Here is a 22,580-nt window from a genome sequence, read left to right as displayed (position 1 = left end):
CTCCTTGGTCCGAAAAGCCACAGATTCAGAAATCCTTGCGCAGCTGCACGCCGAAGTAGCGCCCGTCATCGCGTGGTACCGAGCGGTAGATGTAGTCACCGCCACTGGCCAGCATCTGCGCATACGACTTGTCGCCCAGGTTCTTGCCCAGCAGCGCCACGCGCCAGCCGTCGTTGTAGTCGGCCAGGGCGATGCTGGCGTTCCAGATGCCGTAGGCGCCCTGCACGGTGTTCGGGTTCTGGTCGAGGCTGAACTGCACCGCGTCCTGCCAGCTGTAATCGCTGCTCAGTTCCACATCCAGGCCGTTGTCCAGCGGGATCACGTAATCGGCGCGCAGGTAGGTCTTCCAGTCCGGCGTGAACGGCAAGCGGCCGCCATCGATGTTGCAGCTGGCGGCTGCACCCGCCGGGCAGTTGAAGTGATCGACGCGAGCCTTGGTGTAGGCCACGGCGGTCGACAGCTTCAGGCGCGAGGTGGCCTGGAAGCTGGCATCCAGCTCCACACCCTGAGTCTTGACCTTGCCCGCGTTGACCAGGCGGGTCACCACCTGGTTGGCCACGGTGTCGTAGAAGTTGGCCTGATAGTTGTCGTAGTCGGTGTGGAATACGGCCAGGTTGGCGGTCAGGCGATTGTCCAGCGCCGTGCTTTTCAAACCGATTTCATAGGCATCGGAGGTCTCGGGTTTGAGCGCTTCGGTGTCGCGCGGCTGCATGTTGAAGAATACGTTGTAGGCCGGGCCTTTGTAGCCGCGCGAATAGGTGACGTAACCGGTCAGGTTGTCGTTGAAGTCGTATTGCAGGCCGGTCCGTCCGCTCCAGCCGTCCTCATCTACCGAACCCGAGCTGGCGGTAGAGGGCTGAATGCCGGTTACAGAAGTGGCCGAGGTGGAGACGCGGCGGTGGTCGTATTCGAGGTCGTCGTGGGTCCAGCGCAGGCCGAAAATGGCACGCAAGTCGTCAGTGAAATTGAACGTGTTCTCGCCGAACAGCGCGACACTGTCGTTGGTGGTGGAATAATCGGCACGGCCACTGTTGGCAACACCGCCGTTGACCGACAGGCGCTGGTAGGTCTCTCTGGACGTGCCATGCATGTAGAAGGCTCCCAGCACATATTCGTTGAACTGCCCTTTGGGCGAGGTCAGACGAAACTCCTGGCTGTACTGGTCATAGTCCACCGTGCCTTTGTCGTGGGACGCGGTCAGTGGCAGCAAGGCGCGGCGGTCTCCGTCCTGGTACTGGGTGTTGTCCCAGCCGCGCCAGGCGCTGATCGACGTCAGGGTGTAGTCGCCCAACTGCCAGTCCAGTTGCGCCGACAGCCCCTGGTTCTCGTCCTCGACGTGGGTCTTGAAGTCGCTGTTGATGTCGCGGTTGTGGGCGCTTGGCGTCACCGGACGCAACTGGTTGGCGAAGGCGGCGCTGGCGCTGGTGATCACACCGCTGGGCAAGGTGTCTTCGCCTTTCATGTAGTCGGCGATCAGAGTCAGGCGCAGGTCTTCGTTGGGCTCGAACTCCAGCTTGCCGCGGGCGCCTTTGCGCTCGTAGCCATTGACGTCGTGACCATTGGCAACGTTCTCGACATTGCCGTCATAGTCGCCCCACAGGGTGCTTAACGACCCCTTGAACTGCTCGCTCAGGCGCCCGCCAATACCGAAACGCAGGCGGTTTTCGTCGCCACCACCAAAGTGCGAATAATCTACATAACCTTGGGTCTGTTCAGGGATGGCCTTGCTGACCACATTCAGCACGCCGGCCGAGGCATTTTTGCCAAACAGTGTGCCCTGCGGCCCGCGCAGCACCTCGATACGTTCCAGGTCGAGCAGGTCTAAGGTCGACTGGCCCGGGCGGCCGAATACCACGCCATCGACCACCGTGGCCACGGTAGGTTCTACGCCCGGCGAGGTGGAAATGGTGCCCACGCCACGAATGAACAACGAGGTGTCCTTGTTCGAGGCCCCGGCGCGGTAATTGAGGGTAGGCACCTGCTGGACGATGCTGGCCACGTTGTTGCGGTTGTCTCGCTCCAACTGCTCGCCATCAATCACCGACACTGCCACCGGCACTTCCTGCAATGTGGCTTCGCGGCGTGTGGCTGTCACGGTAACCGCACCCAGCGCAGTGGCCTGCGCAGCCCCCGTTTCAGCAGGCTCGGCTGCTTGGGCGCCCTGCCCGAAAACGGCCAGCAGGATGGCTGCGGCCAACGGCCGGCGTTGCGTAGCGGGAAAAGGTGTACGGTTTTTCTGCATGGTGCTCACTGCCTCGGGAAACCAGACCAGGCCCCCATTGACGGGGCCGACACGAAGTTGCTGTGGTTGTCTGGTCTCGCTCGTGCGAGTGGCAGGCGCTTGCCAACAGCAGCGCTTGTTAGCGCTAACATGAGCAAGTATCTGTGGCCATCGTTTAGCACGTCAAATACTTAAAAGTCAGATTTATATGCAATAAAGCTATTTGCCAATCGCTGATCCGTTAGCGCTACCATCGGGCCATTTCCACAGGAGGCAGCCCGGTGAGCCAGGCCAAGGATCCCCCCCGCAAGCGACGCGGCGCAGGCCGTGTCACCCTCGCCGAGGTGGCGCGGGCTGCTGAGGTTTCAGCCATCAGCGTGTCGCGCTACTTCAACCAGCCAGACCAGGTTTCACCGCCGCTGCGTGAACGTATCGAGGCTGCTGTACAAGCGCTGGGCTATGTCCCTAATCTGGTCGCCGGGGGGTTGGCCTCGGCGCGCGGACGCATCGTGGGCATGGTGATCCCGAACATTTCCGGGCCGATCTTCGCCCAGACCATCCAGGCCTTCAGCGATACCCTCAGCCGGCATGGTTACCAGTTGCTGTTGGCGTCCAGCTACTTCAGCGAAGCGCAGGAAGAAAGCGCGGTGCGGGCGTTTCTTGGCTGGTCACCGGCGGCGTTGGTGGTGACCAGCCATTTCCACAGCCCGGCCACGGAAAAGATGCTGGCCGACGCAGATGTGCCTGTGGTGGAAATCTGGGATTACCGCCCGGAGCGGGCGCCCCTGCAGGTGGGCTTCCTTCATCACCAAGTGGGTGTACAGGCCTGCCGATACCTGCTGGAGAAGGGCCATCGGCGCATCGCGTTCGTGCAAAACAGTGCAGCCGGCGACCTAAGTGCGCTGGAGCGGCGCGACGGCTATGTCGAGGCACTGGGTGAAGCCGGGCTGGAGCCTTGGGTGTTCGTGCCCTCGGCAGACTGCGCGCCGTTCGAGGCGGGCAAGCAGGCGATGGAAGCGTTGATCCGCCGTAATCCACGGCCCGAGGCGATCATCTTCGCCAATGACAACCTGGCGGCCGGCGCCCTGTTGGCAGGCCAGCGCGCCGGCTTGCGCCTGCCTGAAGACATGGCCATTGTCGGCTTTGGCGACTACCCCTTTGCCAACATGCTGCTGCCCAGCCTCACCACCCTGCGCCCGCCCTCCCGGGAGATTGGCGAAGTGGCGGCGCTGCGGGTGCTGCAGCACCTGGGTGTGCTGGCGTGTGACGGTGAGGTACAGCGGCTGAACCTGTTGGCGTGCGAGTTGATTGCCCGCGAGAGCGCGTGAGGGGCACATGTGCTGTCGGCAAGAGCCCCCTACGGAGCACAAATCACACAGAAACGACATGCGCCTGCATTGCGCCCGCCTCAATACCATTCCCGCGACCTGATATTTTTACCAGTTGCAAGCTTACAGAGAGGCTAGGAGAGTATTGTGAAATACGGGAGTTCACCGAATGCTACTTTTTTACCAGTCTACATTCCCCACGACCTTAATGTACTCCACCAAAGCCCCTCGTATAATGGCGCAGGATCGCCAATTGCTTGCCCTACAGCATGGTGGCGCAGTTCGTTCCGACCTGATCGCTATTGATAGTATGCACTCGCCTCTGCGAGTGATGAACTCCAGAGATAATCAACCGATAGCATACACAGCTTATGGCTTTGGCAGTGGAGTGAAAAACCTACCGCTGGGGTTCAATGGATATCTCTGGTATGAAGTAAGCAAGCTGTACGCCTTAGGGGCAGGCTATCGCTGGCTTTCAACATTGATGAGATTCACGAGCCCTGACAGGGTAAGTCCGTTTGGTATAGGGGGAATCAACGCATACGTCTATGCACTCAATGATCCGATTAATCGATCCGACCCCGGCGGCAACGCTAGCCTTGCGCGTTTTTTTGGCAGGAAAAATAATTCGTACCGAGGGCTAAAGAAAATCTACGGTTGGGGAGAGGATGGTGACGGACTTTATAAAACGACTAACAATCTATTCCGCAAACCCAAGGCAGTGTTTTTTACACATGGGCAAGGGGAAACCATATCCATAGATGGAACCAATAAAAAACCAGCACAACTTAGAGACTGGATGCTAGCACATAATATAAACCCACAGGATTACCGAAAAATCACCTTTCTTGCCTGCAACTTAGGGAAGACCGCTTTTCCGCAAATATTTGCTAACGACAACACGGTTGTCGTCAGGGCTGCCAGCGGCACGATTGATACGACCATATGGATACCCCAGGAAGATGGCTACCTTACTAAGATTTCTATGCGAATCAGGCGCTTACCTGACGACTCATCTGAAGATGTTTACCGACTAAAGACTTACTACCCGCAACCAAATCAAGCGATTAGGTGAGCGAAACGGTGGCGGCACGCTGGGCAGCGGCTTCCCCCTGAAACACCCTGTAAATAAAGCCTGGCAATTGACGCAACGCTCGCCTCATGCTCTCCTTATGCCTCACGTTCAGGTGCCCCCTTGGGGGTGAAACGGGAAACCGGTGCGTCGCAGGCCCTCCAACAGGGCCGGACAATTCCGGTGCTGCCCCCGCAACGGTAAGCGAGCGAAGCGTCTGTACCACTGTGCCCTTGTAATGCGGTATGGGAAGGTGACGCTTTCCAGGAGCCCTGCTCCTCCTCGCAAGCCCGGAGACCGGCCTGGCGTTCATGAACACCCCGCGGTGGGCGGGCGCTGTTGCATTCCCCTGGGCGACTACGCTCGGGGCTGCCGCGCTTGCCCATTGCCCACAAAAAGCAGAGGAACGCGTCATGCCCGTCACCAGCGCCAAGCAACACAGCCTTGCCACGCCTGTCACCCTCAGCCAGCGCATCGTCATCGCCGTCGGCGCCAGCCTGCTGGGCCTGTGCCTGGTGTACTTTGCCGGTTTCTCGCACATCGAGGCCGTGCACAACGCCGCCCACGACACCCGCCACAGCGCCGCCTTCCCCTGCCACTGAGTACGCCTGATGATCACGCGCATTGCCCGTACCGCGGGCTTCAGCGGGCTGCTTGCGGCCCTGTTGCTGACCTTGCTGCAAAGCTTCTGGGTCGCCCCGCTGATTCTTGAGGCGGAAACCTACGAGTCCTCGGCCCCTGTCGCCCACCACGAGCATGGCAGCGAGGTGCCCGCCCATGAGCACAGCGCCGAAGCCTGGTCGCCGGAAGACGGCTGGCAGCGTGTGCTGGCCACTACGGGCGGCAACCTGGTGGTTGCGGTCGGCTTCGCCCTGATCCTCGCCGCCCTGTACAGCCTGCGTGAACCGACGCGCGCCGGCACGGGTGCATGGTGGGGCCTGGCCGGCTTCGCCGTGTTCTGTCTTGCCCCGACCTTGGGCCTGCCACCCGAACTGCCCGGTACGGCAGCCGCCGACCTGGGGCAACGCCAGGCCTGGTGGATCGGCACAGCCAGTGCCACCGCACTGGGCCTGGCCTTGCTGGTGTTCGCTCGCCACTGGCTGCTGAAAGCGCTGGGCGCCGTGCTGCTGGTAATCCCCCATGTGATTGGCGCACCACAACCCGAAGTGCATGAAAGCCTGGCCCCCGATGCACTGGAAACACAGTTCAAAGTGGCCTCCTGGCTGACCAACGCCGCCTTCTGGCTGGCCTTGGGCCTGCTCAGCGCATGGCTGTTCCGCCGTTCCAGCCGGGCCTGATGCCGCTCCTCTACGCCGGCTTCGGCTGCCGCCGGGGTTGCCCGGCGGATACCCTGCAACGCTTGCTGGACCAGGCCCTGGACAACCAGGGCCTGGCATTGGCCGACCTGCGCGGTATCGCCAGCATCAGCCTGAAGGCCGAAGAACCTGGCTTGCTACAGCTGGCTGATCGCCTCGGTTTGCCCTTGGTGCTGTACCATAGCGTGCAACTGCAACCTTACGAACCCCTGCTCAGCCACCGCTCTGCCGCCGCCCATGCCCACAGTGGCTGCTGGGGTGTGGCCGAGAGCGCGGCACTGGCCCTGGCCAGCCAGCACCTTGGCACGGCCAGGTTGCTGCTGGCCCGCCAGGTGCTTGGCCCGGCGACCCTCGCCTTGGCAGGCTGAGCGCTTCCCCTTCTTTCCTGCAAGGACTTTCCATGACGGTCTATTTCATCGGCGCCGGTCCCGGCGACCCGGAACTGATCACGGTCAAGGGCCAACGGCTGATTCGCCAGTGCCCGGTGATTATCTATGCCGGCTCACTGGTACCCGCCGCCGTGCTCGAAGGCCATCAGGCCGAGACCGTGATCAACAGCGCCGAACTGCATCTGGAACAGATTGTCAGCGCCATGCGCACCGCCCACGAACAGGGTAAGGATGTGGCCCGTGTACACAGCGGCGACCCTAGCCTGTACGGCGCCATCGGCGAGCAGATCCGCCACCTGCAGGCGCTGGACATCGATTACCAGATCATCCCTGGGGTCACCGCCACGGCAGCCAGCGCCGCCCTGCTCGGCTGCGAACTGACCCTGCCGCAGGTGGCACAAACGGTGATCCTCACCCGCTATGGCGACAGCTCGCCCATGCCGCCCGGCGAGCAACTGGGAGATCTGGCGCGCCATGGCAGCACCTTGGCGATTCACCTGGGGGTCAAGCACCTCTCGCGCATTGTCGAAGAGCTGCTGCCGCACTACGGCGCGCACTGCCCGGTAGCGGTGGTGCACCGGGCCACCTGGCCTGACCAGGACTGGGTGCGTGGCAGCCTCGGCGATATCGTCGAACGCGTAGCGGCCAAAGATTTCCGGCGTACGGCACTGATCCTGGTTGGCCATGTGCTAGGGGATACGCCATTCGCCGAGTCGGCCTTGTACCGTGCCGGGCACGCCCATCTGTATCGCTCTGCCGACTGAGCATTGCCAGGCTTGCCACAGGCGTAGCAGACTCCGGGTTCCCGCCTGCGAACAGGAGTTACGCCCATGCTGGAATTACGCCCTAACTGCGAGTGCTGCGATACCGACCTGCCGGGCGACAGCCCCGATGCGCTGATCTGCTCCTTCGAATGCACCTTCTGCCGCACCTGCGCCGAAAGCCGCTTCCAGGGCCGTTGCCCGAACTGCTCCGGCCAACTGGTGGCCCGCCCGACGCGGGTCGACCGGGCGTTGGCCAACAACCCCGCCTCAGCCCAGCGCGTAAACAAACCGCATGCGGCCTGCGTCTGACCGACCGGAGGAAAACCGGCATCACCGCTTTGACAGGGTGATATCTTTCCCGCTTTTTGTAGGATTTTTCAACAACAAGTGCGGGTGATTTCAACACTTCTATACTCGGCATTACCAAACTTCGGGATTGGTCGTATCTTGCAGCGCTTCCGATTAACCCACTTGCAGACGTATTCCTGAGTGATCCAGGAAGCGGACCACATCCTGACAGGAGTTTTCCCCATGACAACCGTGCTGATCGTCGATGACCACCCTATCGTCCGGGTGTCCTTGCGGATATTGCTTGAACGCGAGCGCTTCCATGTCGTCGGCGAAGTTGGCAATGGCAGTGAAGTGGCGCAGGTGGCCCGCGAACTGCGCCCGGACGTCGTCATTCTCGATATCGGCCTGCCTGGGCTGGACGGCATGGAAGTCATCAAGCGCCTGCAGTGCCTGGAGCCGGTGCCGAAGATCATGGTATTGACCGGCCAGGCCACCGACCTGTACGTGCGACGCTGCCTGGATGCTGGTATCGGCGCTTTCGTCACCAAGGAAGAAGACCACGAAGCACTGCTGTTTGCCCTCAAGGCCCTGATCAAAGGTTATTCGACCTTTCCGCAGATGTCGGTAAACAGCAATTCGCTGGAAAGCGAGCCCGTGCGCCTGGCCAGCCTCTCCAACCGGGAGATGGAAGTACTGCGGCGCCTGGCGCGCGGCGAGAACAACAAGAATATCGGCACTTGCATGAACCTCAGCGCCAAGACCATCAGTACCTACCGGGGACGCATCATGGAAAAACTCAAGACTGAATCACTGGTAGAAATGGTCGACCTGGCCAAACGCAACAGCGTTTATTGAGCGTTTGCACACCATGAAGCGCCTGCTGGCGAGCGTCTTTCTGGCTACCGGCTTACTCGCCTCGGCCGATCTGCTGGCCAGCAGCGAACCCCGCCAGTTGCTGGCCCGGTCGGCCAGTGCCGCCGCCCCCCTGTCGTTGTCCAGCGAAGACCGGCAGTGGCTGCAGCGCCGCCAGCACCTGGTACTGGGCAGCTCTCGGCCCGACTATCCACCGTTTGAAATCAACGTCAGTCAGCACGAATACGAAGGCCTTAGCGCCGATTACGCCGGGATTATCGCCGAGCAATTGGGCATTCCCGTCGAGGTACGGCGCTACGACAGCCGCCACGAAGCGATTACAGCCTTGCGTGAGGGCAGCATCGACCTGCTGGGCAGCTCCAATGCCTTCGAGGCGGCTGACGCTCAACTTAGCCTCAGCACCCCCTATGCTGACGACCTCCCGGTCATCGTCACCCGCAAGGGGCACAGCCTGAAGGACACACCTGACCTCGCCGGCCTGCGCCTGGCCATGGTCGATCATTATCTGCCCGCCGCTGCCGTTCGAACGCTGTACCCCAAAGCGCAACTGAGCCTGTACCGCTCGACCCAAGCCGGGCTGGCGGCCGTCGAACTGGGCGAGGCGGATGCGTACCTGGGCGATGCCATCAGCACCGACTTTCTGATTGGCAGGAGTTACCAGGGCACGCTCAAAATCGATCACTTCTGCCAGGTGGCCCCCGGGGCTTTTGCCTTTGCCCTGGCCGATGACAACCCACGCATGCACCGTCTGGTCGACAAGGCGCTGGCGCGCATCAGTGAAAGCGAACGCCTGAACATCCTGCGCCGCTGGAGCAGCGGTAACACTAGCCTGCTGCTGCAGCGCCATCTCTCTGCCTTGAGCGCAGAAGAAGAGGCCTGGATCGCCGCCAACCCCACCATCCGTGTGCTGGTCAATACCTCGCTGGCCCCCTTGACCTTCAACGACGCTCAGCATCGCCCCAGTGGCATAACCCTCGACCTGCTCAAGCAGATCTCGCTGCGCACGGGGCTGCAGTTCACACCCGTCGACAGTGCTTCAGCACAGGCCATGGTGGACCGCCTGGCCCGAGGCGAGGCGCAAATGATCGGGGCGCTGGGCTATGGTGCTGACCGTTTGAAGCAGTTGCGCTTCACCCGCCCCTATCTGGTCAGCCCACGCGTGCTCGTCACCCGCAGCGACGTCGAATCTCCCGCACAAGCCAAGGCCATGAACGGCAAGCGCATCGCCCTGGTGCGTGGTTCACCGCAACGGGCCATACTGCAACAGCGCTACCCGCAGGCCAAGATAGTCGAAGTGGACAACCCGCTCGGCCAGATGGAGGCCGTGGCCAACGGTACCGCCGACGTTGCCCTTAGCAGCCATATCAATGCTGCCTACTACATCAGCCATGTTTTCAAGGACCGCTTGCGCATCGCCAGCGTCCTCGACGACGAACCGGCCGTTGCCGCCTTCGCCGTCGCCGCCGACCAGCCCCAGCTGCAGGCCATTCTCGACAAGGCGCTGCTGAGCATTCCGCCTGAAGAGCTCGATCAACTGATCAATCGCTGGCGTACCAGCACCCTGGTCAGCGACAGCCCCTGGCGCGACTACCGCACCTTGGCCTTGCAGGTGCTGGTGCTGTCGGCCCTGCTGCTGGCCGGCGTCATATTCTGGAACAGTTACCTGCGCAAGCTGATCAACCAGCGTACAGAGGCCCAGCACGCGCTGCAGGCACAGTTGGCGCTGAGCCGCGGGCTGCTTGAGCAATTGCGCCAGGCCAAGGACGACGCCGAACAGGCCAGCCAGACCAAAAGCACGTTCCTGGCCACCATGAGCCACGAAATCCGTACCCCGATGAATGCCGTGATCGGCCTGCTGGAACTGGCACTGGAGGACAGCCGTGGCGGCCGCTGCGACACCCAGACCTTGCAGACCGCTTACGACTCAGCAATTGGCCTGCTTGAACTGATTGGCGACATTCTCGACATTTCCCGCATCGAATCCGGCCACCTCAGCCTGCAGCCAGTGCCCACCGACCTGGTAGAGCTGGTGCGCGCCACACTGCGGGTATTCGAGGGCAATGCACGGGCCAAAGGCCTGCACCTGCACAGCGAACTGCCGGCAGAGCCAGTCTGGGTGCTGGCTGACCCCGTGCGATGCAAGCAAATTCTGTCCAACCTGGTCAGTAATGCCATCAAGTTCACCGACCGTGGTGAAGTGCAGGCGAGCCTGCTGCTGCCCAAGGTTGCCGGTCAGGGCATTCTGGCAATCGAGCTGGATGTGCGCGACACCGGTATTGGCATCAGCCCTGCCGACCAGGCCCGCCTGTTCAATGCATTTGTCCAGGCCGATGGCCCAAGGGCCCGCCAAGGTGCAGGCCTGGGGTTGGTCATCAGCCGTACCCTCGCCGAATTGATGGGCGGCGCCTTGAGCCTGCAGAGCGTGGAAGGCGTCGGCACCCGGGTGCAAGTCTGCCTGCAACTGCCCACCTGTGCAGCACCGGTACAGGCCGAGCAGGACCCGCCAGCACATGAAAGCACTAGCAGCCCACTCAACATTCTGGTGGTCGACGACTACCCCGCCAACCTGCTTTTGCTGGAGCGGCAACTGCATACCTTGGGGCATCGCGTGACCCTGGCGGACAATGGCGAAATCGCCTTGGCGCACTGGCAGGCCGCGCGCTTCGACCTGGTGATTACCGATTGCAGCATGCCGGTCATGGATGGCCACGAACTGACCCGGCGCATTCGCAGCCTGGAGGGCGAGTGCGGCCTGCCAGCGTGCAGGATTCTCGGCGTTACAGCCAATGCCCAGGCTGAGGAACGCGCCCGCTGCCTGGCCAGCGGCATGGACGAATGCCTGTTCAAACCGATTGGCCTACGTTCGTTAAAGGCCCATCTACCCCAGGTCCGCCCTCAGCAACAAAAAACACCGACAACACGCCATAGCGGGTTCGACTTGGCTGAACTGCGCCACCTGACCCAGGACGACGAACAGCTGACGCGGCATTTGCTCGAACAACTTTCGGTAAGCGTCGCCGAAGACCTAGCCGCCTTGCGTGCCCTGGCACCAGACGCCGCCGACGAAGCCGTGCGGGCCCTGGCCCATCGCATCAAGGGTGGCGCCAAGATGATCAGGGTGCGCACCGTGGTCAAGGACTGCGAAGCCATCGAGCTCGCCCACGCACAGGGGCTGCCGACGGTCGAGCAGCGCGCGCTGCTGCAAACCAGCCTGCAAGCCCTGCTTGACGAAATGCGCGATGCGCTCAATGCAATTGCAGCGTCGAGCTGATCTGGCTGATGGCATCCACCACGTGCCGTGAGCCTTGCTGGATTTCCATGATCACCGTACCGGCCTCGTTTGCCAGCGCCACACCGTGACCGGTGCGGTTCAGGCTCGACTGCATACTGGCTACCGCCAGTAGCGACAGGTCATGGTTTTGCCGCACCACATCGACAATCTCCAGGGTGGCCTTGCTGGTTCGCGCCGCCAGGTTACGCACCTCATCGGCCACCACCGCAAAGCCTCGCCCATGCTCGCCGGCACGGGCGGCTTCGATCGCGGCATTCAGGGCCAGCAGGTTGGTCTGGTCGGCGATGCCGCGAATGGTCAGCACGATCTGCCCGATTACATCCGATTGCTTGCTGACCGCATCGATGCTGCGTGCAGCGTCGTTTAGCTCCTGGGAAATCTGTTCGATTACCTGCACCGCCTGCTGCACCACTTCTGTGCCCTTGCGCGCGCAGGCGTCGGTCTGCATGGAACTGGCATGGGCGGCATCGGCGGCGTTCTGCTGGGTGCAGACCTGGCGGGTAATGTCACTGGCGAACTTCACGACCTTGTTCAAGCGCCCCTTGCTGTCGAAAATGGGGTTGTAGGAGGCTTCCAGATAGACCATCTGGCCCTGCTTGTTGATACGCTCGAAACGGTGCGAATGGTATTCGCCACGGTTAAGCGACGCCCAGAACTCGCGGTACTCGACCGACTCGCGTTCATGCGCAAGGCAGAACAGGCCATGATGCCGGCCAACCACCTCGTCGAGGCGATAGCCCATGGTGTCGAGGAAATTCTGGTTGGCTTTGATCACCCGGCCCTGGGGGGTGAATTCGATCACCGCCATGGAGCGGCTGATGGCCTTGAGCAGGTTTTCACTTTCATGCTCCTGCACCACCCGCTGTGTGATGTCGGCGGCCACCTTGATCACGCTGGTGACCTGACGCTGCTCGTCCAGCACCGGCATGTAGCTGGCCTCCAGCCATACCTCGCGACCGGCCTTGTCGAGGCGCTCGAAGGTACCGCTGATAGCCTTGCCCTGCCCCAGTTCTCGCCACAGCTGTTGGTATTCGGCACTTTTTGCGTAGTCTGACTCGCAAAACAACCGGTGGTGCTTGCCACGCAATTCGTCAACGCTGTAACCCATGGCCTGACAGAAACGCTCGTTGGCATCGAGAATAGTGCCATCGGGAGCGAATTCGATCATCGCCATGGAGCGGCTGATAGCGGCGAGTTTGGACTGCGCGGTGGCCAAAGCCTGGTGGCTGCGCTGGATCTCGACCAAATCGGACTTGCGGTGGAAATCGAACATGACGCCGGGCTCCTTTATGCGCGGTTTCATGAGCATAGATCGCCATCATTAGCATGCAAGCACAATGCTATCACTTTGTAATTAGTGCATTTTCATTACCAAGCGTCCTGACACGCTTACTGCCCAGGCGTGAAACTCAGGAGCTCTCCCGCACCATCAACTCAAAGCCCAAGTCCTGCTGTGCGTTCGGCGCTCGCTTGCCATCGAGCAGCGCCAGCAGCGCCTGCGCCGCCCCACGCCCCACAGCAGCCCGGGGCGTGCGAATCGAGGTCAGCCGGGGCACCATGTGCGCCGAGGCCGGCAAATCGTTGAACCCGACCATTGCCACCTGGCGTGGTACCTCCACCCCCTGGCGCAAGGCCTGCAGAACCGCGCCTTGGGCCAGGTCGTCGTTACAGAAGAAAATGCCGTCGACATCCGGCGCCTGCTGCATCAGTTGGCTGAACAGTGCACTGCCCAGTGCAATCGATGAAGGCTCCGGCGCCAGTACCTCCAGCTCGGTCGCCTGCAAACCGGCCTCGGCCAGCGCCTGGCGGAAACCTTCGGCCCGCTGCATCACCCGTGGGTCGAGCTGCGCGGCAATGAATGCCAAGCGCTTGCGTCCGCGCTCGATCAGGTGCCGGGCAGCAGCACGCCCGGCCTGCTGCTGCGAAAACCCGACCGACAATGCCCCAGGCTCGCCATTGAGCTCCATCATGTGCACACAAGGCACACCACTGGCAGCCAGCATCTGGCGGGCCGCATCACTGCGCTCGAAGCCGGTCAGCAGCATGCCGCAGGGCTGATAGGCCAGGTAGTTGCGGATCAAGTTCTCTTCTTCGGCAAGGTCATAGTGATAGTTGCCGATCAACACCTCGAGCCCACGCGGGCGCATGACCTCGTGGATGGCCTCCAGGGTATCGATGAACAGCTGGTTGGACAGTGACGGGATCAACACCACCACCGACTGGCTACGCGCCGAGGCCAGCGCCCGGGCCGCCGGGTTGGCGACATAGCCAAGGTTTGCCGCTGCGGCGACAACCTTCTCCACCAGCTCCGGCGCAACCGTGCTGACCCCGCGCAAGGCGCGCGAAGCGGTAATCGGGGAAACCCCGGAAAGCCTGGCAACTTCTGCCAAGGTGGGACGACCTGTAGTACGGGAGCCGGTGCGGGACATGGATGTTGTAATTTTACTACTTGCAAGGAGAGGGAACGGCCACTAAGGTAGCGCTGTCTCAGGACGCAGGCAATGTAATCTTTGGTAGCAGCCATCACGCGCTCGCCGCCAGGCGTCCATACTGCGTAAGGACAAGACCAATAACACCGGGGAGGTGGCTGTTCGTCAATGACGAGACAGCGCTATCTCACCCCGCAGGAGGTACTGATGAATTCTCCCCTGTCCGCCATCGTGGTGATGGGCGTGGCCGGTTGCGGCAAAAGCTGCATCGGCGCCGCCATCGCTGCCAGAAGCGGCGGCCGCCTGATCGAAGGCGACGCTTTCCACCCTGCCGAAAACATCCGCAAGATGAGCGCTGGCATCCCGCTGGACGATGACGACCGCGCCGGCTGGCTGGTGCGCCTCGGTCAGGAGTTGCAGGCCACCACCCAGGCTGGGGAGCGCCCGATCCTGACCTGCTCAGCACTCAAGCGCCGCTACCGCGACACCCTGCGCGATGCCATGCCCGGGTTGGTGTTCGTGTTCCTTGAACTGTCACCTGCCGAAGCGGAAAAACGCGTGCGGGCCCGCCCCGGTCACTTCATGCCGGCCAGCCTGATCGACAGCCAGTTCGCTGCCCTGGAATCGCCACGCGGCGAGCCACTGACCCTGCCACTGGATGCGACCCAACCCGTCGAAGCACTGGCCGAAGCGGTGGACCGCTGGCTAAAGGCCTGCGGTGAGCAGGGGCTGGCGCAAACCGCCTGACCCTGGCGGTTTTCCGGCTCACCAAAGACAGCGCTACCCCAACCCGCAAACGCGGGAAAAGCGCCAAAAAGCTACGCCCAAAACAACGATAAGACCGAGGCCTTCAAACCATGTTCGGACTGGCTACTGATACCTTCCTGCTGCTCGACGCGCTGGTTACCATCGTCGGGCTGATTCTGCTGATCACCCACTTCAAAGTGCACCCCTTCGTCGCCCTTACCCTCGCGGCCGGCTTCCTGGGCCTAACCTCCGGCATGCCGGTGGCCAAGGTCATGAAATCGTTCCAGGACGGTTTTGGCGGCGTGCTGGGCTTTGTCGGTATCGTGCTTGCCCTGGGCACCATGCTCGGCAAGCTGATGGCCGACTCCGGGGGCGCCGACCAGATCGCGCAAACCCTCATCCGCGCCTTCGGCAAGAAGAACGTGCACTGGGCCATGATGTTCGCCGCGTTCCTGGTGGGCATACCGCTGTTCTTCGAAATCGGCTTCGTGTTGCTGATTCCGCTGGTGTTCATCGTCGCCCGCCGCTCTGGGGTGTCGCTGGTGAAGATCGGCATTCCGTTGCTGGCTGGCCTTTCCGTGGTGCACGGCCTGGTCCCGCCACACCCGGGCCCGCTGCTGGCGATCGGTATTTTCCACGCCGACATCGGCAAGACCATCTTCTATGGCCTGATCGTCGCACTGCCCACCGCGATCATCGCTGGCCCGCTGTTCGGTAACTTCATTTCCCGCTACATCCCGGGCAACCCGTCGCAGGAACTGATGGACCAGATCGCCAAGGAGTCCGACCAGGGCAACCTGCCAAGTTTCAGCATCACTCTCATCACCGTGCTGCTGCCAGTCGCGTTGATGCTGCTGAAAACCTTTGCCGACGTGGTGCTGCCGGCCGAGCACATCGTGCGCCAGTGGATGGACCTGATCGGCCACCCGATCACCGCCCTGCTCGCCGCCCTGCTGCTGGCCTTCTACACCTTTGGTTCGGCTCGCGGCTTCAACCGCCAGCAGATCATGAAGATGCTCGACCAGAGCCTGGCCCCCACTGCTGCCATCGTGCTGATCGTCGGTGCTGGCGGTGGCTTCAAGCAGATGCTGGTGGACACTGGCGTGGGCAACGTGATCGGGCAGATGGCCGTGCAGGCGGAAATTTCACCCATCATGCTGGCCTGGCTGGTGGCGGCAGTGATCCGCATCGCTACCGGCTCCGCCACGGTCGCCACCATTACCGGTGCGGGCATCGTTGCTCCGGTGATCGACCTGGTGCCGGGTGTAAACCGTGAGCTGTTGGTACTGGCCACCGGTGCCGGCTCGCTGATTCTGTCGCATGTGAACGACGCCGGCTTCTGGCTGGTGAAGCAATACTTCAACATGACCGTGGCAGAAACCTTCAAGACCTGGAGCATGATGGAGACCATTCTCTCGGTGGTCGGCATCATCTTCATCATGTTGTTGTCGCTGGTGGTGTAACCGTTGATCGGGGCAATGGCACCTGGATGCGTCGGGTAGGGCCGAAGAAAAGTATGAGCCCTACCCAACGCAATGGAGTCTGCCATGACCCGCACAAGCATTCTGCTGATCACCCTGCTTGGTTCGCCGCTGGCCTTGGCCGCCGGCACCGGCCCGACCTACCCTGACGACCCGCACAGTACTGCGCCAAGGCCAGGCGTGGACAGCACCCTCAACCCGATCGAGAAGCCCATGCCGCGGGATACCGACCCGCGCATCAAGGGCAACGACCCGGACAGCCCGCCGGCAGAGCAGAATGACAACCGTGACCTGCCGGGAATGGGTGGCAGTGGCCAGGAGGGCACTCGCCGGCAAAGTGGCGCAACTGACGATAGTCAGCACTAGACGCCTGCCCTACCACTGACGCTTGTCTGGCCGGGTCAGCCCCAGTTTCTCGATCCGGTAGCGCAGCATGTCCCGCGACAGCCCCAGCATCCGCGCCGACTTGGTCACGTTCCAGTCGGTACGGTCCAGGGTCTTGCACACCAGGTCGCGCTCCATGTCGGGCAGGCTGGTGCCCGGCTCCGGCTCGTGCCGTGGCATTTCGAACATTGCCGGCGCCTGCTGGGCTGCCAATGGCTCGTCGATCAACGTCATGCACAGGTTCAGCTGGTGCGCCTGCACCACCTCGTTCGGTGCCAGCAGCACGGTCTGCTCCAGCATATTACGCAGTTCGCGCACATTGCCTGGCCAGCTGTAGCCCAGCATCAGGCTCTCGGCTTCGGTGGAAAAACGCAGGTTCGGCTTGCCATAACGCCGGCCATGGTGGGCCAGGAAATGCCGGGCCAACAGCAGAATGTCCTGCCCACGGGCATACAGGCGCGGCACCTTCAGGGCAATGATGCGCAGGCGGAAGAACAGGTCGCGGCGGAACTTGCCCTGCTGCACCATCTGCTCCAGGTTGCAGTTGGTGGCACTGATCACCCGCAAGTCAACCTTGCGCTCCTTCACCGCACCAATCCGGCGGATGCTGCGGTCTTCCAGCAGCTTGAGCAGCTTGGCCTGCAGCACCAGGTCCATCTCGCCAATCTCGTCGAGGAACAAGGTGCCGCCATCGGCCGCCTCCACCAGGCCTACCCGGCGCTCCTTGGCGTCGGTGAATGCACCCTTCTCGTGGCCGAACAGTTCTGCCTCCAGCAGGTTGGCCGGGATCGAGGCGCAGTTGAACTCGATGAACGGCCCCTTGCTGCGCGTGCCATCGAAATGCAGGGCGCGAGCCACCAGTTCCTTGCCGGTGCCGGTTTCGCCTTCGACCAGCACCGGTGGCAGATCGTCACTGGCCATACGCCGTTCGGCATCCAGCACCTGGCGCAGGGTGTGCTTGAGGGTCAGCATCGTTGGCGACTCGCCGATCAACGCCTGCAACCCGGACTTCTGCGCCTCTCGTTCTTGGTAGAACGACAGCGTGCGCTCCATGCGCTCGGCAGCCAGGGCCTTGTCCAGGGTCAGCTTGAGTTCGGCCAGTACCACGGGCTTGCTCAGGTAATGGAAGGCGCCCTCCTTCATCGCCTGCACGGCATCTTCAACATTGCCGTAGCCGGTCATCATGATCACTTTCAGGTCCGGCACCTGTGCCACCAAGCTCCGCAGCAGGTCGTGCCCGCTCATGCCAGGCAGCGAGTTGTCGGTCAGCACCGCGTCGGGCCGGGCCCGTTTGATCTGCTCCAGCGCTAGCTCCGCGCTATGGCATACGGTGACCTCGTAGCCCTTGAGGCTGAGGTAGGTGCGAATGTTGTCGGCGAGAATTTCATCATCCTCGACTACCAGGATGCTGTGCTCCATGGTCCCCTCCCGCTGCGATATTGAATGTAAGGCTGACGCGGGTTCCTTCCTCTTCGCGGCTGCTCAGGCTGACCGAGCCGCCAAAACGTTCCATGATGCGTTTGACCAGGGCCAGGCCTACACCGAGGCCACCCTGTTTGGTCGTGAAGAACGGCTTGAACACCATCCGTTCCTGCTGTTGGCTCATGCCCTTGCCCGTGTCGGTGAGCACGAGTTCGGCACGCAGGCCACCCTGCACATTGACCTGGGCATTCAACATACCGCCGCAGGGCATGGCCTCCAGGGCATTGGAAAACAGGCTGTTGAGAATTTGCGTCAGCTGCAACGGCTGGCTGACCACCCCACTGCACGTCAGGCCCCTCGAAATGGAAGCGCACGCCGTTTCGTTCGATCTGCTGGGCGAAGGCCAGGTGGGTGTCTTCGATGGCGGCCACCAGGTCCACGGCTTCAGGTTCGTCGCTGGTCGGGCGCAACGACACCAGCAGGTCACGTACCCAGCGCGACATACGGTCGACCTGGCCGATGATATCGGTGATGTTCTTCTGCGCAGCAGCGTTGGCGGTTTCCTGGGCCAGCTCGGCGCTTGAGCGGATGTTGGCCAGCGGGTTGCGCAAGCTGTGGGCTACCGCCGACGACATCTCGCCCAGCGCCACGTAGGTTTCGCTGGCCACCAGCCGGTCCTGTTGCAGGTGCAGCATCTGCGCCGCCCGGCGCACGATCCAGAACAGCCCGAAATAGATGAGTGCCCCGCCCACCAGTGTCGAAGCCCAGATCAGCACATAACCCCGCTGGATGCGCCGCACCAGGTCCTGTGGCTCTTTGTAGATTTCCACCATGGCCAATACCTGCTCGCCCTGGCTGTCGAACAGCGGAATGTAGTTTTCGATGAACAGGTAGCGCGGTTCACGCTGAAACTTCTGTTCTTCGCGATCTTCCTCGGCCTTGTGGTAGCTGGCAGACACCGCCTTGCGCGACCGGAAGGCACGATCGAGGTCGCCGTCGGCTTCTATTCGCTTGCCAATCAGCTCGACGTTGGTGGACCAGACGATGGTGCGGTCGCGGGCGTAGACGTTGGCCAGCAAGGTATCTGGCAAGTGCTCGACATGGTCCAGGAACTCGACCCGGGTCGACTCGGCCAGTGCGGGGATGAACTGCAGGTGCTGCAGGTCCAGACGCGGGTCAAGCAGCTCACCCATGGTGGTGCCTGGCGGCAACTGCGAATGGCGTACCTCAGCCTGGGCCATGGCCTGAATGAACTGCGCGGTAAGCATGGCATCGCGCTGCACGCTGTCGCGAACCACGAACCGCGTTGACACATAACCCAACCCGCCCGCCACGGCGGTGATGATCAACAGGCTGATGACCGAAAACCACCGCAGCAGGTTGAACTCACGCAATGGCACAGCCAGACCGCTGGCGGTCGCACCGGGCTTGTCGCGAACTTCGTTTTCCAGCATCTGCATCGCGTGGTTCCCGCACAGGGCGTCCGTTCAGAAATGCCTCAAGGCCAACAGCCAATTGAAAGCACCCCGCCTGGGCAGCCTGATAGCTGCCTTGTGTTGCGTGTTGCGCTCTGCACATCACGTAGCAAGAACTCAGCCAGCCAGCAATAAAACATTATAATTCAGTACCTTATAAAGCTTTTCTAAATACAGCATGAGGAAAAATCCCCACATTTGGGTAACTATCACCCAAACCCTACAAAATCTTTAAATATCAATAGCTTAAATAGATTAATTAATGTTTTCTATAAGCCGGATACCAAGCGGAACGTCAAAGATACCCGCGTACCATGGCCCTCGCTGCTGCTGAGCCGAACCGAACCGCCGAAGCGCTCCATGATGCGTTTCACCAGCACCAGGCCCACCCCTAGCCCACCCTGTTTGGTGGTGAAGAACGGCCGGAAGGCCATGCGCTGCTGCTCTTCGCTCATGCCCTTGCCATTGTCGGACAGGCGCAGTGTCAAGCAGCGCCGTTTCTGGCGCACCACCTCGATACGCAGACGCCCGCCCTGCTCCATCGACTCCAGGGCATTGGCAACCAGGCTGCTGAACACCTGCCGCAGTAACGCCGGGTGCCCCAATACCTGCACTGCCGGTAACGGTTGCAGGTCAAGGCTTACCCCACTGCGTGCCAACGGCACGGCATAGGTCTGCAAGCTTTCCTGCAACGCCTGTGGCAAGTCCACCGCCACGGCCTCGTCGTTGAGCGGGCGCAGTGACTGCAGCATCTGGCGTATCCACTGCGACATGCGATCGACCTGGCTGATGATATCGTTGACTTGGCGTTGCGCCGGGCCCTCGTCGAACGCCTGGGCCAGTTCGGCACTCGAGCGGATGCTCGCCAGCGGGTTGCGCAAGCTGTGGGCCACCGCCGACGACACCTCGCCCAGTGCAACATACGTCTCGTTGTTGATCAGCCGCTTCTGCTGCACCGCCAGCAACCGCGCGGCACGGTGCATGATGCCGTACAGGCCGATATAGACCAGCGCGGCCCCCACGGTAATAGCCAGCCATATCAGGATCAGGCCATGCTCGATGCGCACAATCAGGTCATGGGGCTCTTTATAAATTTCGACCATCGCCGTGACGTTCTCGCCATCGGCATCGAACAGCGGAATGTAGTTTTCGATGAACAACTGCTCGGGCGGGGTAACGAATTTCTGCTCGGCGCGGGCCTGTTCGAAGTTATGGTAGCTGGCCGAGACCCGCATCTTGTACTCGAAGGCCCGCTCCAGGTCGTCGTCGCCATTGATCAGCTTACCGATCAGCGCCGGGTTGCTGGACCAGATCACCGTACGGTCCGGCGCATAGATATTGGCCAGCAGCATGTCGGGCAGGTGGGCGATATGGTCGAGAAACTCACCGCGCGCCTTGCGTCGGGCATCCGGGTCGACATCGGGCAGGTTGCTGCGGTCGGTACGCGGGTCTATCAGCTCGCCCATGGTGCGCACGTTGGGGATCGACACGTGGCGTACTTCGGCGTCGGCGATGGAGGTGATGAATTGCGCGGTGAGCAAGGCATCGCGCTCCACGCTCTCATCGATGATGAAACGGCTGGAAATCAGCCCCAGCCCGGCAGCCACCGACAGGATGATGGCCAGGCTGACCCAGGCATACCAACGCAAAAGGTTGAAGGGCTTGCGCGGGGCAGCCAACTCGTTACCGACAGGCACTTCGATGGTCTCGGAACGAGGGGCGATGTCCATGGCGGACTCCACATCTGGGCACCTTCAGAAGGTTATAGCCCAGAGTTGGGGAAACCATAGTATTAAATTGATGGCATCCGCCGAAGGGTAACGTTTTTTTCACTTCGTACAGCCGGTCACTGCAGAAACGGCAGCCGTACCCGCCCCCCCTCAGAGAGCGCCATCGTCTGCCAACCCCTGCAATTTGCGGTATTCGCGCAGCACAGCAGGTACATAACGGCGAGTTTCGGCATATGGGGGCACCGCTCCGCGCCGCAACACGGCATCCGGCCCCGCGTTGTAAGCCGCCACGGCCAAGGTGATGTCGTTATCAAACAGAGTCAGCATGCGCTTCAGGTAGCGTGCCCCACCCTGCACGTTGTCTTCCGGGTCCAGGCGGTCTTCCACGCCCATCTCGCGAGCGGTATCGGGCATCAGTTGCATCAACCCCACCGCACCCGCCGGCGAACGGGCTTTGGGGTTATAGCCGGACTCTGCCTTGATCAGCGCGTGCAACAACGCCGGGGGCACATTGTGGATGCGTGCCGCTGTGGCGACCACCTCGGCATAGGGGCGGCCAGTGATCATCTGCGCATTGGCCGGGCCAGCCTGGGCGAGCGGTTCGTTGATCACCTTTTCATAATGTCGTCCGGGCCGATGGACGTTGGTCAGTACGTAGCCCCCCTTGGCATCGATTGAGATGTACACATCAGCCTGGGCAGCCCCTGCCGTCAGCCAGATCAAACCGAGGATGAGTCCACGCATGTCGGTCGCCTCTTCGTCGTGGCCCCCGATGTGGGGGAAATGCCCCGGAAAACCCGAGGTCGATGACCACGACGCAAGCACTGTGCCGCTTCCAGTGCCGCATGGCGCAAGGCCCCTAGGCAGACGTGCATGGCTGTTGCATGGTGCCTGTCAACGCGTGTTCCCATGCAGTGGAGGGCTTCACCATGCAGCGCAGAACCAACCCGCAACGTGGCTTCACCCTGCTTGAACTCCTGGTGGTACTGGTGGTGCTCGGCCTGTTGGCCGGCATCGTCGCGCCCAAGTACTTCAGCCAGCTCGGCCGCTCCGAGGCCAAGGTGGCCCGGGCGCAGATCGAGGGGCTGAGCAAGGCTCTGGACCTGTACCGCCTGGAAGTCGGCCACTACCCCAACAGTGAGCAAGGCTTGCAGGCGCTGGTGGTCGCCCCCAGTGGCGAGGCTCGCTGGACCGGCCCGTATCTGCAGAAGGCCGTGCCGCAAGACCCATGGGGCCGCCCGTACATCTACCGGCAGCCCGGCGAGAACGGCGGTGAATACGACCTGCTGTCGATGGGCAAGGACGGCCAGCCGGGTGGTGATGGGGAAAACGCGGAAATTACCAGCTGGCAGTAAGGAGAGCGGCC

General features: G+C 61.9%; 18 protein-coding genes, 3 pseudogenes and 1 riboswitch. Of the genes and pseudogenes, 13 read left to right on the top strand and 8 right to left on the bottom strand.

The window, feature by feature from the left end; translation table 11 throughout:
* Nucleotides 1–25 precede the first annotated feature (25 nt).
* Nucleotides 26–2,242 carry a TonB-dependent receptor gene (locus D8767_RS14040; protein WP_016714031.1) on the bottom strand — a complete coding sequence of 739 codons (2,217 nt, stop codon included), beginning with the start codon at nucleotides 2,240–2,242 and terminating at the stop codon, nucleotides 26–28.
* 260 nt (nucleotides 2,243–2,502) lie between these two features.
* Between D8767_RS14040 and D8767_RS14035 the strand changes: the two genes are divergently transcribed.
* The 9 genes from D8767_RS14035 to D8767_RS13995 all read left to right on the top strand — a co-directional run bounded on the left by D8767_RS14035 (nucleotide 2,503) and on the right by D8767_RS13995 (nucleotide 11,525).
* On the top strand, nucleotides 2,503–3,549 hold the full coding sequence (locus D8767_RS14035; RefSeq protein WP_016714030.1) for a LacI family DNA-binding transcriptional regulator: 1,047 nt from the start codon (nucleotides 2,503–2,505) through the stop codon (nucleotides 3,547–3,549).
* A 235-nt stretch (nucleotides 3,550–3,784) separates the two neighbouring features.
* Nucleotides 3,785–4,624 carry an RHS repeat-associated core domain-containing protein gene (locus D8767_RS14030; RefSeq protein WP_231115665.1) on the top strand — a complete coding sequence of 280 codons (840 nt, stop codon included), beginning with the start codon at nucleotides 3,785–3,787 and terminating at the stop codon, nucleotides 4,622–4,624.
* Nucleotides 4,625–4,717: 93 nt separating this feature from the next.
* Nucleotides 4,718–4,942, top strand: a riboswitch (cobalamin riboswitch).
* A gap of 92 nt (nucleotides 4,943–5,034) precedes the next feature.
* Nucleotides 5,035–5,223 carry a CbtB domain-containing protein gene (locus D8767_RS14025; protein WP_016714029.1) on the top strand — a complete coding sequence of 63 codons (189 nt, stop codon included), beginning with the start codon at nucleotides 5,035–5,037 and terminating at the stop codon, nucleotides 5,221–5,223.
* Nucleotides 5,224–5,232: 9 nt separating this feature from the next.
* Nucleotides 5,233–5,919: a CbtA family protein gene (locus tag D8767_RS14020; RefSeq protein ID WP_016714028.1), complete on the top strand. Its 687-nt coding sequence runs from the start codon at nucleotides 5,233–5,235 to the stop codon at nucleotides 5,917–5,919.
* The gene (locus D8767_RS14015; RefSeq protein WP_028698897.1) at nucleotides 5,919–6,305 is read left to right on the top strand and encodes a cobalamin biosynthesis protein; all 387 of its coding nucleotides are present in this window, start codon (nucleotides 5,919–5,921) and stop codon (nucleotides 6,303–6,305) included. Before D8767_RS14020 ends, D8767_RS14015 begins: the two co-directional genes overlap by 1 nt.
* A 32-nt stretch (nucleotides 6,306–6,337) precedes the next feature.
* Entirely contained in the window at nucleotides 6,338–7,090 is a 753-nt protein-coding gene (cobM, locus tag D8767_RS14010; RefSeq protein WP_016714026.1) for a precorrin-4 C(11)-methyltransferase, read from the top strand.
* A 66-nt stretch (nucleotides 7,091–7,156) separates the two neighbouring features.
* Nucleotides 7,157–7,399: a DUF1272 domain-containing protein gene (locus tag D8767_RS14005; protein WP_016714025.1), complete on the top strand. Its 243-nt coding sequence runs from the start codon at nucleotides 7,157–7,159 to the stop codon at nucleotides 7,397–7,399.
* Between the two features lie 222 nt (nucleotides 7,400–7,621).
* Nucleotides 7,622–8,236 carry a response regulator transcription factor gene (locus D8767_RS14000; protein WP_016714024.1) on the top strand — a complete coding sequence of 205 codons (615 nt, stop codon included), beginning with the start codon at nucleotides 7,622–7,624 and terminating at the stop codon, nucleotides 8,234–8,236.
* A 13-nt stretch (nucleotides 8,237–8,249) separates the two neighbouring features.
* Nucleotides 8,250–11,525 (top strand): transporter substrate-binding domain-containing protein, encoded by a 3,276-nt coding sequence (locus tag D8767_RS13995; protein ID WP_016714023.1) that lies wholly within the window; start codon nucleotides 8,250–8,252, stop codon nucleotides 11,523–11,525.
* Here D8767_RS13995 and D8767_RS29650 read toward each other — a convergent pair.
* The 3 genes and pseudogenes from D8767_RS29650 to D8767_RS13985 all read right to left on the bottom strand — a co-directional run.
* Nucleotides 11,500–11,925, bottom strand: a pseudogene (locus tag D8767_RS29650) (methyl-accepting chemotaxis protein); the annotation flags it as partial. The gene D8767_RS13995 and the pseudogene D8767_RS29650 sit on opposite strands and share 26 nt — an antisense overlap.
* A 108-nt stretch (nucleotides 11,926–12,033) precedes the next feature.
* Nucleotides 12,034–12,714, bottom strand: a pseudogene (locus D8767_RS29645) (PAS domain-containing protein); the annotation flags it as partial.
* A gap of 241 nt (nucleotides 12,715–12,955) precedes the next feature.
* On the bottom strand, nucleotides 12,956–13,975 hold the full coding sequence (locus D8767_RS13985; protein WP_016714021.1) for a LacI family DNA-binding transcriptional regulator: 1,020 nt from the start codon (nucleotides 13,973–13,975) through the stop codon (nucleotides 12,956–12,958).
* 207 nt (nucleotides 13,976–14,182) lie between these two features.
* On the opposite strand from D8767_RS13985, the gene D8767_RS13980 reads away from it, so the two are divergent.
* From D8767_RS13980 to D8767_RS13970, 3 genes are all read left to right on the top strand, one after another.
* Complete coding sequence (locus D8767_RS13980) at nucleotides 14,183–14,722, top strand: gluconokinase (protein WP_016714020.1); 540 nt, start codon at nucleotides 14,183–14,185, stop codon at nucleotides 14,720–14,722.
* A gap of 110 nt (nucleotides 14,723–14,832) precedes the next feature.
* Complete coding sequence (locus tag D8767_RS13975; RefSeq protein WP_028698893.1) at nucleotides 14,833–16,185, top strand: GntP family permease; 1,353 nt, start codon at nucleotides 14,833–14,835, stop codon at nucleotides 16,183–16,185.
* 84 nt (nucleotides 16,186–16,269) lie between these two features.
* On the top strand, nucleotides 16,270–16,569 hold the full coding sequence (locus tag D8767_RS13970; protein ID WP_016714016.1) for a hypothetical protein: 300 nt from the start codon (nucleotides 16,270–16,272) through the stop codon (nucleotides 16,567–16,569).
* 9 nt (nucleotides 16,570–16,578) lie between these two features.
* On the opposite strand, the gene D8767_RS13965 is transcribed toward D8767_RS13970, so the two are convergent.
* The 4 genes and pseudogenes from D8767_RS13965 to D8767_RS13950 form a co-directional block, all read right to left on the bottom strand.
* Nucleotides 16,579–18,006 (bottom strand): sigma-54 dependent transcriptional regulator, encoded by a 1,428-nt coding sequence (locus D8767_RS13965; RefSeq protein WP_016714015.1) that lies wholly within the window; start codon nucleotides 18,004–18,006, stop codon nucleotides 16,579–16,581.
* Nucleotides 17,975–19,469: pseudogene (locus tag D8767_RS13960) on the bottom strand (sensor histidine kinase). Before D8767_RS13960 ends, D8767_RS13965 begins: the two are co-directional and overlap by 32 nt.
* Nucleotides 19,470–19,753: 284 nt before the next feature.
* Entirely contained in the window at nucleotides 19,754–21,214 is a 1,461-nt protein-coding gene (locus D8767_RS13955; RefSeq protein ID WP_016714014.1) for a HAMP domain-containing sensor histidine kinase, read from the bottom strand.
* 150 nt (nucleotides 21,215–21,364) lie between these two features.
* The gene (locus D8767_RS13950; protein ID WP_028698888.1) at nucleotides 21,365–21,958 is read right to left on the bottom strand and encodes a lytic transglycosylase domain-containing protein; all 594 of its coding nucleotides are present in this window, start codon (nucleotides 21,956–21,958) and stop codon (nucleotides 21,365–21,367) included.
* Between the two features lie 185 nt (nucleotides 21,959–22,143).
* Here D8767_RS13950 and gspG point away from each other — a divergent pair, with 185 nt between their 5' ends.
* The gene (gspG, locus tag D8767_RS13945; protein WP_003253843.1) at nucleotides 22,144–22,569 is read left to right on the top strand and encodes a type II secretion system major pseudopilin GspG; all 426 of its coding nucleotides are present in this window, start codon (nucleotides 22,144–22,146) and stop codon (nucleotides 22,567–22,569) included.
* Nucleotides 22,570–22,580 lie beyond the last annotated feature (11 nt).

The sequence above is a fragment of the Pseudomonas sp. LTGT-11-2Z genome, assembly GCF_003691445.1.
Lineage (GTDB): Bacteria > Pseudomonadota > Gammaproteobacteria > Pseudomonadales > Pseudomonadaceae > Aquipseudomonas > Aquipseudomonas monteilii.
Note: the sequence above shows the minus strand (reverse complement) of the source record. Positions and strands in the feature narration are given on the sequence as shown.

Coding starts and splice junctions, on each gene's coding strand:
- D8767_RS14000 (WP_016714024.1), top strand. CDS start 7,622: ATGACAACCGTGCTGATCGTCGATGACCACCCTATCGTCCGGGTGTCC.
- D8767_RS14030 (WP_231115665.1), top strand. CDS start 3,785: ATGGCGCAGGATCGCCAATTGCTTGCCCTACAGCATGGTGGCGCAGTT.
- D8767_RS13965 (WP_016714015.1), bottom strand. CDS start 18,006: ATGGAGCACAGCATCCTGGTAGTCGAGGATGATGAAATTCTCGCCGAC.
- D8767_RS14015 (WP_028698897.1), top strand. CDS start 5,919: ATGCCGCTCCTCTACGCCGGCTTCGGCTGCCGCCGGGGTTGCCCGGCG.
- D8767_RS13985 (WP_016714021.1), bottom strand. CDS start 13,975: ATGTCCCGCACCGGCTCCCGTACTACAGGTCGTCCCACCTTGGCAGAA.
- D8767_RS13950 (WP_028698888.1), bottom strand. CDS start 21,958: ATGCGTGGACTCATCCTCGGTTTGATCTGGCTGACGGCAGGGGCTGCC.
- D8767_RS14040 (WP_016714031.1), bottom strand. CDS start 2,242: ATGCAGAAAAACCGTACACCTTTTCCCGCTACGCAACGCCGGCCGTTG.
- D8767_RS13970 (WP_016714016.1), top strand. CDS start 16,270: ATGACCCGCACAAGCATTCTGCTGATCACCCTGCTTGGTTCGCCGCTG.
- cobM (WP_016714026.1), top strand. CDS start 6,338: ATGACGGTCTATTTCATCGGCGCCGGTCCCGGCGACCCGGAACTGATC.
- D8767_RS14005 (WP_016714025.1), top strand. CDS start 7,157: ATGCTGGAATTACGCCCTAACTGCGAGTGCTGCGATACCGACCTGCCG.
- gspG (WP_003253843.1), top strand. CDS start 22,144: ATGCAGCGCAGAACCAACCCGCAACGTGGCTTCACCCTGCTTGAACTC.
- D8767_RS13980 (WP_016714020.1), top strand. CDS start 14,183: ATGAATTCTCCCCTGTCCGCCATCGTGGTGATGGGCGTGGCCGGTTGC.
- D8767_RS13955 (WP_016714014.1), bottom strand. CDS start 21,214: ATGGACATCGCCCCTCGTTCCGAGACCATCGAAGTGCCTGTCGGTAAC.
- D8767_RS14020 (WP_016714028.1), top strand. CDS start 5,233: ATGATCACGCGCATTGCCCGTACCGCGGGCTTCAGCGGGCTGCTTGCG.
- D8767_RS13995 (WP_016714023.1), top strand. CDS start 8,250: ATGAAGCGCCTGCTGGCGAGCGTCTTTCTGGCTACCGGCTTACTCGCC.
- D8767_RS14025 (WP_016714029.1), top strand. CDS start 5,035: ATGCCCGTCACCAGCGCCAAGCAACACAGCCTTGCCACGCCTGTCACC.
- D8767_RS13975 (WP_028698893.1), top strand. CDS start 14,833: ATGTTCGGACTGGCTACTGATACCTTCCTGCTGCTCGACGCGCTGGTT.